We start from the raw sequence: 13159 nt of genomic DNA, 5'->3' as shown, positions 1-13159 counted from the left end.
AAAATATGTCATTCTTGTTAAGGCTTTGGCATTGTTGCGTGGATCTAAAAAAGTGCTATATGTCATTCCCGCGAAAGCGGGAATCCAGAAAAAACACTTAAAATAAGCAAAATTATATAAAAATTTACTATATAATTCGCTTAAATACTTTCTAGATTCCCGCTTTCGCGGGAATGACATCAAAAATTTGATCCATGCAACAACGCCGGCTTGACCACGGTATCCAGAAAAAGCCTTAATAAAAAGACCGGATGCCGTGATCAAGTCACGGCATGACAAAAACTGGATGGCTACGATGCTAAGGGACACCTCGCCATGACGCTTAACTACTTATCCAGCCTATTAATATAATATTGCTGAATTATAGATAAAATATTATTCCAAGACCAATAAATTAATAGTCCTGCAGGAAAGCTGCTAAACATTACTAGAAAAATTAACGGCATAAACTTCATTACTTGAGCTTGAACGGGATCAGCCGGCTCAGGACTCATTCTTTGCTGCAAGAACATAGTTATAGCCATCAAAATAGGCCACGCTCCAATCATTAGGAAGCTAGGGGGGGAGAACGGTATTAAACCGAATAAATTAAAAATCGTGGTAGGGTCAGGGGCTGATAAATCCTTAATCCAACCGTAAAACGGTGCCTGACGCATCTCAATAGTTACATATAATACTTTATATATCGAGAAAAATACCGGTATTTGTACAAGTATAGGTAAACATCCGGCTACCGGATTTACTTTTTCTTTTTTATATAATGCCATAATTTCTTGATTTAAGCGGACTTTATCCTCACTATATAAGCCTTTTATGCGTTCAATCTCCGGCTGTAAATTCTTCATTTTCTTCATTGAACGATATGATTTATTAGCCAAAGTAAACATTAACAGCTTAATAAGCACCGTCACGATTAATATACTAATACCGAAATTACCTACATAGCGGTAGAAAAAATTCATCGCATAGAAAACCGGTTTAGTGATAATATAAAACCAACCGAAATCAATAGCTCTATCAAAAAGTTTGATGTTATATTGCTTTTCATATTTATCAAGTAAATCAACTTTTTTTGCACCGGCAAAAAGTTTTTGAGCAATAGTAAAATTTTGCCCGGGCTGTACAATTTGCACGGGTGAAATAAAGTCTACCTGGAATCTCTCCACTTCTTGCTTGGCGGCATAATTAAAGTTAGAACTATATTGACTTATTTTATCCGGAATTAAAGAAGCAAGCCAATATTTATCGGTAATACCTATCCAATCAACAATCGAGGTAGCAAATTTTTCGCTCTTCTTATCTTTAATAGTATCGTAAGAATATTCTTCAAGATTTCCGTTAATACAACCGATTGGACCTTGGTGTAATATATTAACGGCTTTTTCGGACGAAATATATTTACGGTTAATTAAACCGTAAGATTGGACGGGAATATCCTTGTCGCTGTTATTAACTATAGTTTGTTCTATATTAAATAAATAATTATCATCTAAGCTAATAGTAACTAAAAATTTAACGTCCTCCTCATTTACCCAAAATAAATTAATCGGGTTTGTTGGAGTAAGTATATTACTATCGCTATGCCAAATAGTTTCGCTATTCGGCAAATCTACGGTTGATAAGTTACTCACCCAACCCATTTCAGCAAAGTAAGCATTTTCCGTGTTAGCAGGCGAAAATAGCACTACGTCAGGGCTATCTTTTGACAAATCTTGCTTATATTTACGCAAAATTAAATCATCAAACCGAAGCCCTTTTAATGAAATAGAACCGATAAGCGAACTTGATTCTATTGTAATACGCTGCTCGGAATTTACCTCTTCAGCTTTGGACTCCGACTTTATTAAGCTTACCTGCTGTTTCTTTAAATTCTCTACTTTTTTGGTATATGCTTCTTGTTGCTTAAGCTTTTTTGCTTGCGGTGCCGTATAAAAATACTGCCAGCCAAAAATAATACTTAAGGACAATACAACCGCCGCTATAAGATTAACTATATTATGATTCATTATAAAGTCTTAATTTTTCAATATTTTAATAACATTGAGTTTTATAGGATTTATATAAAATAATCAAGTTTAAAGATTGTAGAGATGTCATTTCTAGCTGCACCGGCATGTTGTGTGGCTCATAATTTACCGCATTATGGTTATTACAAGTATAGTGTCATACCGTGGCTTGACCACGGTATCCAGAAAAAACCTTAATAAAAAGACTGGATGCCGTGATCAAGGAACTAGAATGACACCGTACGCTTTGCAAAAATTCGAGCCATGCAATAACGCCTATCTTACTATACTTATATTTTGGAATATTGTTAATTTAAATTCCGGTAATACAGAAATTAAATGTTCAAAAATATTGCCCTGTACGTTTTCATACCCGACCATACCGATCTCTTTAACAAAAATATATATCTCTATCGGTAAACCGTTAATTGTCGGAGCAAGCTGTCTTACTAAAAAAGTAAAACCTTCTTGATATACGGCAGGGTTATTTTTCAAATATTCTTGTATATATAATTTAAATAGTTTGAGATTAGTTAAGTCTTTATTTTCATTATCAAGATTAATATTATTAATTACGTTTTTTGAAAGATAAGGCGATTTTTTTAATTCTTTTAAAAAAGTAGCATCACAAAAATTAATAGTTGCCATATTAATATTAAGGATTCTTTGAACCCTCCTGGCACCCGCTTCGCTGATCCCACGGTAATTCGTCACATTAGTATTTACGATATTATAAGTGGGGATCGTCGAGATAGATTGGTCAAAATTTCTGATACTTACCACGGAAATAGTAATTTTTTCAACAGTTCCTTCAACATCGCCGACACGTATCCAATCACCGATACTAATTATACCTTGACTAGTTAGTTGTAGGCTAGCGAGTAACCCTAAAACAGTATCTTTAAAGACAAATGTTAATAAAGCCGCCGCTGCACCTAAGCTTGTTAAAAACGTACCGAGAGAAATATTTAAAAGATAAGAAATAGTTACGATAATCGCTATAGCTATTACCATAATTTTTAATATTTGGAAATATAAGCTAAGCGGAGCGTTTTTAGAAACAATTTTAATTTTATGTTGATAAAGATCGGCAGTAGCATCAGTAATAGATAATAATAACATTGTTAAAGATATACTAGTATATAAGATTACTACGGTATCTTTAATACTGGTTAATGCGTGCGAACCAAAAGTAGTCGGCTTGAAAATATTACCCCAAAATATAAAATAAATTCCAAGTAAACTATGTAATAAATAGCGAAATATGGAATGTTTGCTTAATATTTTTTCATAATCATCATAATGATGTTTAGCCATGTAATTTTTAATAGGGGTAAAAATTAATTTTTGAATAAATAAAACTAAGGGAATAAGAGACAATAACATAATAATCAACATTATAATTTCAGCACTAAGTCTATTATATAAATCTATTAGATATTGCATATTTCCCCCGTTATTATTATGGTTATATATTTGATTAACTTGAATAGTGTTTGTTGTGTGGCTCTAGAATTTGCCGTATTATGGTTATTACAAGTACGGTGTCATACCGTGGCTTGACCACGGTATCCAGAAAAAACCTTAATAAAAAGACTGGATGCCGTGATCAAGGAACTAGAATGACACCGAGTGCTTTGCAAAAATTTGATCCACGCAACAACGCCTAGTTTGAACTAGAATAACACCGAACCATTTACAAAAAATACATTTTGACTAAAAATTTTATACTTATCAACAAAAATATTCTTTTATATGGTTTTCCCGAATATTGACCCTGTTATTTTTTCTATAGGACCGCTTGCCGTTTCTTGGTATTCACTTTCTTACGTTACGGGTATTTTGCTCGGTTGGTGGTATGCGAGTAAAATTATAGAAAAATTTAACCCTTCAATTACCAAAAAGAATTTGGAGGATTTTATTAGCTGGGCTATTATCGGCATAATAGTAGGGGGGCGTCTCGGTTATGTTTTATTATATAATCCACATAAATATTTAACAAACCCAATCGAGATTTTAAAAACCTATAAAGGCGGGATGTCCTTTCACGGCGGTACTATTGGGCTACTTATTGCTGCTTATTTTTTCTGTAAAAAGCATAATGTTAGATTTCTAAGCCTGACGGATATTTTAGCAACCGTTGCACCGATCGGGATATTTTTCGGTAGAATAGCCAATTTTATCAACGGCGAATTATACGGTCGTGTAACTAGCTCTTCTTTGGGAGTGATTTTTCCGAATAGTGATTTGCAACTGCGTCATCCTAGCCAATTATATGAATCCCTTTTTGAAGGTTTGTTATTATTTCTTGTTTTAGCATGCTTGGTATTTAAGTATAAGACTATTAAACGACTCGGTTTAAATTCCGGAATATTTTTAGTATTTTACTCTATTTTCCGAATAATTATCGAAACTTTTCGGGAACCTGATATACAAATCGGCTTTATTCTTGATACTCTAACGATGGGTCAAATTTTATCATTACCTATGCTGTTATTGGGTATATACTTAATTACACTGAAAATAACTTGCAAAACTTAAGTTTACTGTATATACTTGTTTATACAATAAACTACTAAATAACATTATGCAGACTCAAATTCAAAAATGGGGCAATAGTTTAGGAATTAGAATCCCTAAATATTTAACTGGAAAGCTACATTTAAAACAAGGTACATTTGTTAATTTAGAAATAACTGGCAATCATTTAATTATTAGTGCTGAAATATCAGAATTAGATACATTACTAAATAATATTACCGATTCTAATCGTCATCATGCAGTATTAAATGACGATGATATTGTAGGCAATGAATTATGGTAACATATGTACCTGAAAGGGGAGATGTAGTATGGCTTGATTTTGAACCGCAAAAAGGCAGAGAGATTCAAAAGACACGACCAGCTGTAGTTCTCAGCCCATACAAATATAATCTTAAAAGTGGTCTTGCTTTATTTGCACCTATTACTAGCCAGATTAAAGGTTACCCATTTGAAGTAAAAATAGGTTTTGAGCAGATAAACGGAGCAGTATTATGCGATCAAGTTCGATCTATGGATTGGAAAGCACGCAAGGCGAATAAATTTCTGATATTAGATAAAACACTTATAGACGAGATACTGTCTAAATTGAAATTATTGTTAAGTTAAAGCACAATGTCAGTTGAGTGGAAAATAAGACAACTTATTAAAGAAAGCGGTTATGTTAGCTGCGATCAATTAATGCGTGAGGTGCTTTCCTTAAACCCTTCTTCTTATTATCAACATAAGGATATTTTGGGCATTGAGGGGGATTTTATAACTGCTCCTGAAATTTCGCAGCTATTCGGTGAAATTATCGGCTTATGGTGTATAAAAGAATGGCAGAAAATTGGTTGCCCTTCAAGAATTAATCTAATTGAACTCGGTCCTGGTAGAGGACTGTTAATGCGTGATTTACTTCGTACTGCAAAATTAGTGCCGGAATTTTATCAAGCTCTGACGATAGAATTAATTGAAATTAACCCCAATTTTATTGCGTATCAGCAAACAAATTTGCAAGGTATAAATTTACCGATTAATCATCACTTATTTATCGAGTATATACCTCAAAAACCTTCTATAATAATCGCTAACGAATTTTTTGATGCGATACCGATAAAGCAATATATTAAGGTTAGAGGATTATGGTATGAGAGAGTATTTATTATAGGCTCAGGTAACCAAATCAAGTTTGACAAAATAGCCGTTAATAAAAATTTACAAGAGCATTTATTACAAACCCACTTAGAAGCAAATGACGAAGCAATAATAGAAGAATCTTATGAATCTATAAAAATTATGCAATTTATTAGCAATCATCTAAAAAATTTAAGCGGAAGCTGCTTGGTTATAGATTACGGTTATGATATAAATCCAAATCACAGAACTAGAGACCAATATAACTCAACTATTCAGGCTATAAAAAATCATAAATATTCCCCTATTCTTGAGGATTTAGGTAAAGCTGACCTTTCGGCACATGTTGATTTTTACGCTTTAAAATCTGTGGCGAAAAACGCCGGTTTAAATATAGCCGAAATAATATCGCAGCAAGATTTTCTTACTCAAAACGGCATTTTATTACGTAGTAAAATATTGCAGGACAAAATCGCTCCTGCTCAAGCGGCAATAATAAAGCGGCAAGTGGATAGATTAATTTCACCGAGCCAAATGGGTACATTATTTAAAGTGCTACAAGTTAGCAATGTCAGTTTAGAATAAAATTATGATTATACTCGGTATCGATCCGGCACTTACTAACCTTGGTTGGGGAGTGGTTCGTAAAGAAATGACAAAGCTAACGTATATAAATAGCGGCGTGATAAAAACAAATAGCAAAGATGCCCTGCACATAAGACTTGCTTTTATTACCGCTTGTTTAGAAAAAGTAATATTAGAACATAAACCAAATGCCGTAGCCCTTGAAGAAACTTTTGTTAATATGAATAATTTAACATCTTTAAAACTCGGCTACGCAAGGGGTGCTATTATGGCACTTATCGGCAAACATAATATTGATTTTCGAGAATTTAAACCTAATACGGTAAAAAAAACGGTAACGGGTTACGGGCATGCTGAAAAACATCAAATTCTACACATGATTAAACTCCTTTTGCCCGGCACTTCTTTAATTACTAGTGCCGACGGAAGCCGATGCGGTGGCAATTGCCTATACTGCCCTTGTAATAAGAATTTAGGCTATAAAATGACCGAGGAAAATAAATTTTCTAAACCTACAATAATCTTAGTTTGTCCTCAGATGGGAGAAAATATCGGAGCTACTGCTAGAGCAATGAAAAATTTTGCTTTAGGTGAGCTAAGAATAGTTAACCCACGAGACGGCTGGCCGAATGAGCAAGCGAGAAGCACTGCCGTCGGTGCGGTTAATGTTATAGATAATGCAAAAATTTATGATACTTTAGAAGAAAGTATTAAAGATATTGAGTATCTCTACGCTACAACTTGTACAAAACGCACCATGAATAAAGATTATGTATTTTCACAAGATTTATCGTTAGATTATCCGTTAGGACAAAAAGCAGGAATAATGTTCGGACGGGAAAATAACGGACTGAGTAACGAGGAGGTTTCCCTTGCTCATAAAATTATTACTATTAATACAAGTGAGTTTAGCTCTTTAAATATTGCCCAGGCTGTAATCATTATATGCTACGAGTTGTTTTGTAATAAGCCTCATGACGGCAATATATCTATTTGTAATACCCAAAAACTTGCAACTAGAGGAGAAGTTAATTATTTCTTAGAACATTTATTTAATCAGCTAGATAAGAAAAACTTTTTTAAAGTGCCGGAAAAAACCTTGATGATGAAACAAAATATTACTAATATTTTCACCCGTATAGATAAATTATCCGGCACAGAAGTTCAAACGCTACGCGGTATTATAAAAGCTTTAGGTTTTTAAAGGTAAGTTAGCTATTCTGCTTATTTAACTTTACTTGAAAAATCTCATTTATTTTTTTGCGAACTTTATCTATTAGTACTTCATAATCTTTTTCCGGATTAACTAAAATTCTCTGATTCCAGATACTACAATATAGTTCATCGTCATTATCTACTTTTTTAATATAATCTACTAATGCATCTTGTGTAGGAAAGTCTCCACCGAAGACAACGGCTTTACTATTTATATCTTCTAAAACACTTCTATCTGCGTTATATATCGGTATAGATCCTGCGAACCAAGCTTGAAAAGGTTTTTCCGTAATATATCCTGGATAATATTGATTTTCATAAGCTATAGTGAATTTACATTGTGATAACCAATCTTCTGTTTTATTTTGTTCAAATGGCACTCTTTCTCCTATATTATTTAAAAGTTTCCCTCCGCTTAAAACTTTTTTATATAAAGATAGCCTATGAAATAACTTAGCACGCTCTCTCGCTCCATCAAATGTAGGAAGCCATTCGCCGTCATTAGTAGCTAAAAAACATGCAAAATATTTTTTTTCTGAAGGATTGCATTTTTTTCCTTCTCTTTCATAATCATGCCGCATTCTCTCTTTATGTCAATGATAAGAAAAAGGAAATCTGATATAATTAGGTTGATCTATATAATCAAACCCTAATACTAAATCTTGATTTTTTAACTGCTCTTTTACACTTTCTGTATATATTTCGGCAATATAATATATTTTAATTACTTTAGGGTCTTTTGTAATCGGTTCTCTACTGAAGCAACCGTTTAGCAATACATCTTCATTCTTATCTACAAATTTCAAATTATAATTTTCTTCAAGTATTTTTGTTAAAAATGGATTGGCATCATTTTGATTTTCTGCATCAAAGTTTATTGCTTTTACTCTTAAAGTTGGCTTATTATTTTTATTGGGTTTATATTTATAAAGCCCTAATCCAGTTGTAATAACGGTTATTAAAATAATTAGATAAAAAAGGTAGCGTTTCATAAATTTAATCCGAATAAGGGGTTGCCTATAGGCTTCGATTTTGAATAAGTCTAGTCAACTCAAGTAATTTCTTTACTTTTTCTTCAGGACTATTCACTATTATTAATTTATTTGGGTCTGTTTTTTTATCAAAAAAATATTTATTTTTTTGATCTGTAATAATCCAATCCGAGTTCTGGATAAGGTAATTATGTTCTGAGCTTTTTATATGGTTGTTATCAACGTACTCATACACAACTAATATGTTATTAAAATGCTTTTTTAAAGCAAAAATATTCTTACATATAGTTTTATCCAGACATTGGATAATAAATAAAGAATTTTGTAAAAATTCCTTATACCTAGCTTCAAAATCAGCTATTGAAAAATATTTATAATAAAGTAATTCTAGTAATGTGTGATCAGTATTAAGGAATAATGCGTTCCTTTTCACAGTATTTTTAGCAATGTTTGAAAAAGATACAGTGTTAAAGTTGATAAAAAAAGTTTTATAATTATTTTCAATAAATTTTAAAATTTTTTCTCTGTTATCTTTCCCTTTACTTAAATTATCAATGCTAGTACTGGAAAGGATAAAGCATAAGCCTTTAATATTTCTTTTAGTTATTTCAATTTCTGCTTGTTTTTGCAAAAATTTCTTATAATTATTTTGTAATATATTCGATTGCCAACCCAAGTTTATATTTGGCTTAAGAAGATAACTAGAATAGAAATATGGCCATAATCCTAATTCAAAATTAGCAATCATATAATTAAATAATTTCTTTTTTGTGGCCTCTAATGTTGTCGGATGTTCCCATAATAGAAAAGCTTTCTTATTAAATATCCAAGTTTTAGATTCTTTTTTATATTTATAGCAAAATAACGTGTCTTCCCCAGCATATGTTAGATATTCTGGATATTTTCCAATTTTTAATGCTATATCTTTTCTATACACTAAACAAGCACCGTAAGGCTCTACTCGAAATTCAAAATGCTTAACCGGCGATAAATAAACGGACCAAGTATATTTATGTTTAGGATAGTGTACACCACTTACTAAATCTAAATCTTTGTATTTATAAAATGGTCCTATAGTATTAGCAGCATAGTTTTTATTTAAATAAGTTCCTGCATCAACATTCATTAATAAATTATTTCGAGAATGATCTATTGCCATATTCCTTTGATGACCGATGTTTTGTTCTGATGAGAATAATAACAAAATATCTAACTTAGATGATTCTTTATATAAATTTATTTTTTTTACTGTTTGATCTGAAGAACCTCCATCAACAATAATAACTTGATCTGGCTTTAAACTTTGTTCTTCAATAGATTTTAATACTTCGATAATATTATCTTCTTCGTTTAGCACTGGAGTAATAATAGTGTATTTTGGAAATTGATCATTGACTGAATAATCTTTATCTATAATATGTATTTTTAGATCATTTGAATAAAGTGAGATATGCTTATAGATATTGGGATAAGTATAGGTAAGTATTTTAAGTATTTTTCTAATAAATGTATGAGCGTATTTTGCATATCGATAAAAAATATAATAACAGTGTACAAGTAATACTTTTAAATATTTCGATAATATTTTTTTTAGTATAATTTTTAAATTTTGTATCTGCATTTATTGTTACGTATTTAATTTATACTTTCATTAGTACTTAACTCTTTTGTTAAGATTTCCATTATATAAACAGCAGCTTTGCCGTCCCCATAGGGATTATGAGTTTCTGACATTGCTTTATAATAATAGCTATTCTCGAGTAATTTTGTTGTTTCATGCAAAATATTTTCTATATTCGTCCCGACTAATTTAGCAGTACCCGCCGTCACCCCTTCCATCCTTTCGGTTACGTCACGAGTAACCAAAAGCGGTTTGCCGAGAGTCGGAGCTTCTTCTTGCAAACCACCCGAATCGGTAATAATGATATAGGTTTTCTCCATTAACCAAATCATAAAGGAATAGTTAAGGGGGGAAATAAGAAAAATATTTTTGATATTAGCAAGCCTATTATTGACTATATTCTCCACATTGGGATTAGGATGTACTGGATAAACAAATTGTACATCTTGGTATTTTGCCGCTAATAATTCTAAGGCAACACAAATATTTTCTAGCGGCTTCCCAAAACTTTCCCTTCTATGCATAGTAATCAGGATAATTCTTTTGCTAAAATCTAAAAACCTAAAATAATCATAATATTTTTCTTCGCCGCTATTTTTAATTAAGCCTAAACCCAGTAGTAAAGCGTCTATTACGGTATTACCGGTAACATATATATTATTTGCAATATTTTCTTTTTTTAAATTAAATTTAGAGCTCTCAGTCGGCACAAAATGATATTCTGCCATATCGGCGGTAAGAGTTCTATACATTTCTTCAGGATAAGGGGAAAATTTATCACCGCTTCTAAGACCCGCTTCAATATGAGCAACCGGCACTTTATGATAAAAAGCCGAAAGCGCTCCGATAAATGCCGTAGTAGTGTCACCTTGCACTAGAATTAAATCCGGTTTTACTTCTGTAATTACTGATTTGAGTTTATTTATAGCATTACTAGTTAAGTCAGATAAATCTTGATTAGGTAGCATTAAATTGAGATCGTAATTGGGGATAATTTTAAAAAAATTTAAAACTTGATCAAGCATTTCACGATGTTGAGCAGTTACGCAAACTATAGTTTCAAAATTTTTATCTTCCTGAGATTTTTTAATCAACGGTGCCATTTTTATAGCTTCCGGTCTAGTCCCAAAGATGAAAAGTAGTTTTTTTGTCATCTTTAATTTACCACCTTACTAACGCACTTCCCCAGGTTAAGCCGGCACCGATGGCAGTAAAAAGGATAATATCACCCTTTTTTAAGCTTCCCGAAACTTTTAGCTCGCTTAGAGCTAAAGGGATAGAGGCGGCTGAGCAATTAGCATGATTTTTCACTGTTTTTACTATCTTGTTTTGTTCTAAATTTAAGACTTCAGCAAGTTTATCGATGATTCTAACATTTGCTTGATGAGGAACAAAATAATCAATATCATTCACCGTAAGATTATTGTCGTTTAATATTGCCTCTACCGATTGCCCCATTTTCTCAATTGCATGGCGAAATAATGCTTGTCCCTGCATGACGATTTTACCGCTATTGCCGTTCATACTTACGCCGCCGCTTGTATAAAGTATTTCGGCATAGCTACCGTTTGAGTAAATTTTACTATCTATTATACCGGAGCTATCCTCACTATGCTGTAATATCACGCTCCCTGCTCCGTCGCCGAATAAAACACAAGTTGATCTATCTTGGAAATCAAGCAAAGAAGTCATTTTTTCGGCTCCTATAAGCAAGACGGTCTTATATTTACCTGAAGCAATAAGAGAATTTGCTACCTGCAGCCCGTACACAAAGCCGGCACATACCGCTTGTAAATCAAAAGAAGGTATATTATTCGTAAAACCTAGATACCCCTGCAATTTAGTAGCCACGGACGGAAAACTATTATCGGGAGTAGTGGTGCATGTAATAATCAAATCTATATCGGACACTGCTATATTAGCGTCTGATATAGCATTTTCGGTTGCTTTTAGAGCAAGGTGGGAAGTATATTCATCACTTGCCGCAATATGGCGCTGCGATATACCCGTTCTTGTCTTAATCCATTCGTCGTTAGTGTCTACATACTTTGCAAGCTCGTCATTACTAACTACTCGCTCCGGTAAATATCCGCCGCAACCGATAATTTTACAGGTCATAATAATAAGCTTTATGCTACTTCTTCGTCGTCGACTTCTTTTTTCTTCACGACAACTTGACGACCGTTATATGTACCGTCAATTGTGGATATATGGTGAGGAAGCTTATATTCTCCGGTTTGGGAATCAACTATTACGTTAACTTTACCGACCGCTAAGTGAGAACGACGCATATTACGCCTTGATTTAGATGTTTTTTTCTTTGGAACTGCCATATTAGCCTATCTTTAATAAATCTATAATATGTAAAAAAAAGTATTTGTCAAATTAGCAGAGCAGTATATTATAATTCAGTAATAAAATCTAGGTATTTCAAATTAAATTTATGAAATCTTTTATAATTCATGCTTTCGGTATATTGATTTTCCTACTACTTAGTGGTTGCCAGACCATTGAAACCAGAGGTCAATTTATAGACAATACTTTACTTTCTCGGCTAGAAACTCAAAAACTTAATAAATCTGAAGTAACGGAATTAATCGGCAGTCCGACGATTATACCCGATTATTCTCCAAATAGTTGGTATTATATCGAGAGAACTATGTCGAAGCGGGCTTGGTTTAATCCAAAAGTCGAGCAGCAAAGAATAGTAAAAGTTACGTTTGATACTCGTAATTTAGTACAAGAAGTTATAGTAATTAACGATTCTCATAAGGAAGATATCGAAGTGATTCGAGAATATACTAAAACATACGGTACGGAACTTAACGGGCTGCAAAAATTTGTTAAAAATTTCGGCAGGTTTAATGCAACTACTAAGAACAGCAAGAAAAAGAAATAAAAATTGTTGTTTGCTAAGAAATTGTTAAGGATCATTGCGATCCCAAACGAGTGTTGTTGCATGATTTGACAAAAGTAGCAGTATGTCATTCCCGCGAAGGCGGGAATCCAGAAAATAATAGTCATCCTGAAATAAATTCAGGATCTACTAAAAAAGATGCTGAAACGAGTTCAGCATGACAAAA

At 32.7% G+C, this 13159-nt stretch carries 14 protein-coding genes and 1 pseudogene; 7 read left to right on the top strand and 8 right to left on the bottom strand.

The window, feature by feature from the left end; translation table 11 throughout:
- Positions 1–326: 326 nt before the first annotated feature.
- Together yidC and AAGD48_RS09680 are read right to left on the bottom strand one after the other, a co-directional pair.
- Positions 327–2006, bottom strand: coding sequence for a membrane protein insertase YidC (gene yidC / locus AAGD48_RS09685; protein ID WP_341789849.1), 1680 nt, complete (start codon positions 2004–2006; stop codon positions 327–329).
- Positions 2007–2282: 276 nt separating this feature from the next.
- On the bottom strand, positions 2283–3452 hold the full coding sequence (locus tag AAGD48_RS09680) for a mechanosensitive ion channel domain-containing protein (protein ID WP_341789848.1): 1170 nt from the start codon (positions 3450–3452) through the stop codon (positions 2283–2285).
- A 309-nt stretch (positions 3453–3761) separates the two neighbouring features.
- Here AAGD48_RS09680 and lgt point away from each other — a divergent pair, with 309 nt between their 5' ends.
- The 6 genes and pseudogenes from lgt (at position 3762) to AAGD48_RS09650 (ending at position 7452) form a co-directional block, all read left to right on the top strand.
- Positions 3762–4547: a prolipoprotein diacylglyceryl transferase gene (gene lgt, locus AAGD48_RS09675; protein WP_341789847.1), complete on the top strand. Its 786-nt coding sequence runs from the start codon at positions 3762–3764 to the stop codon at positions 4545–4547.
- A gap of 46 nt (positions 4548–4593) precedes the next feature.
- Positions 4594–4830, top strand: a complete 237-nt coding sequence (locus tag AAGD48_RS09670; RefSeq protein WP_341789846.1) for an AbrB/MazE/SpoVT family DNA-binding domain-containing protein — start codon at positions 4594–4596, stop codon at positions 4828–4830.
- A complete protein-coding gene (mazF, locus tag AAGD48_RS09665; RefSeq protein ID WP_341789845.1) occupies positions 4824–5156 on the top strand; it encodes an endoribonuclease MazF in 333 nt (110 codons plus the stop codon). The genes AAGD48_RS09670 and mazF overlap by 7 nt, the downstream gene beginning before the upstream one ends.
- A 6-nt stretch (positions 5157–5162) precedes the next feature.
- Positions 5163–6248: a class I SAM-dependent methyltransferase gene (locus tag AAGD48_RS09660; RefSeq protein ID WP_341789844.1), complete on the top strand. Its 1086-nt coding sequence runs from the start codon at positions 5163–5165 to the stop codon at positions 6246–6248.
- A gap of 4 nt (positions 6249–6252) precedes the next feature.
- Positions 6253–6724: pseudogene (ruvC, locus tag AAGD48_RS09655) on the top strand (crossover junction endodeoxyribonuclease RuvC).
- Positions 6725–6732: 8 nt separating this feature from the next.
- Positions 6733–7452 (top strand): RNA methyltransferase, encoded by a 720-nt coding sequence (locus AAGD48_RS09650; RefSeq protein ID WP_341789843.1) that lies wholly within the window; start codon positions 6733–6735, stop codon positions 7450–7452.
- Positions 7453–7459: 7 nt separating this feature from the next.
- On the opposite strand, the gene AAGD48_RS09645 is transcribed toward AAGD48_RS09650, so the two are convergent.
- The 6 genes from AAGD48_RS09645 to rpmF are packed head-to-tail and all read right to left on the bottom strand — an operon-like array spanning position 7460 to position 12409.
- Positions 7460–8044, bottom strand: coding sequence for a glycosyltransferase family 10 domain-containing protein (locus tag AAGD48_RS09645; RefSeq protein ID WP_341789842.1), 585 nt, complete (start codon positions 8042–8044; stop codon positions 7460–7462).
- A gap of 12 nt (positions 8045–8056) precedes the next feature.
- The gene (locus tag AAGD48_RS09640) at positions 8057–8455 is read right to left on the bottom strand and encodes a hypothetical protein (RefSeq protein ID WP_341789841.1); all 399 of its coding nucleotides are present in this window, start codon (positions 8453–8455) and stop codon (positions 8057–8059) included.
- A gap of 25 nt (positions 8456–8480) precedes the next feature.
- The gene (locus tag AAGD48_RS09635) at positions 8481–10076 is read right to left on the bottom strand and encodes a glycosyltransferase family A protein (protein ID WP_341789840.1); all 1596 of its coding nucleotides are present in this window, start codon (positions 10074–10076) and stop codon (positions 8481–8483) included.
- A gap of 14 nt (positions 10077–10090) precedes the next feature.
- Positions 10091–11230: a non-hydrolyzing UDP-N-acetylglucosamine 2-epimerase gene (gene wecB / locus AAGD48_RS09630; RefSeq protein ID WP_341789839.1), complete on the bottom strand. Its 1140-nt coding sequence runs from the start codon at positions 11228–11230 to the stop codon at positions 10091–10093.
- 7 nt (positions 11231–11237) lie between these two features.
- Positions 11238–12194, bottom strand: coding sequence for a beta-ketoacyl-ACP synthase III (locus AAGD48_RS09625; protein WP_341789838.1), 957 nt, complete (start codon positions 12192–12194; stop codon positions 11238–11240).
- A gap of 11 nt (positions 12195–12205) precedes the next feature.
- Positions 12206–12409, bottom strand: a complete 204-nt coding sequence (rpmF, locus tag AAGD48_RS09620; RefSeq protein WP_341789837.1) for a 50S ribosomal protein L32 — start codon at positions 12407–12409, stop codon at positions 12206–12208.
- A gap of 110 nt (positions 12410–12519) precedes the next feature.
- Between rpmF and AAGD48_RS09615 the strand changes: the two genes are divergently transcribed.
- Positions 12520–12975: an outer membrane protein assembly factor BamE gene (locus AAGD48_RS09615; RefSeq protein WP_341789836.1), complete on the top strand. Its 456-nt coding sequence runs from the start codon at positions 12520–12522 to the stop codon at positions 12973–12975.
- Positions 12976–13159 lie beyond the last annotated feature (184 nt).

Source organism: Rickettsia endosymbiont of Polydrusus tereticollis (assembly GCF_964026385.1).
Lineage (GTDB): Bacteria > Pseudomonadota > Alphaproteobacteria > Rickettsiales > Rickettsiaceae > Rickettsia.
The sequence above is the reverse complement of the archived record's forward strand: the minus strand, read 5'-3'. Positions and strand labels throughout refer to the sequence as shown.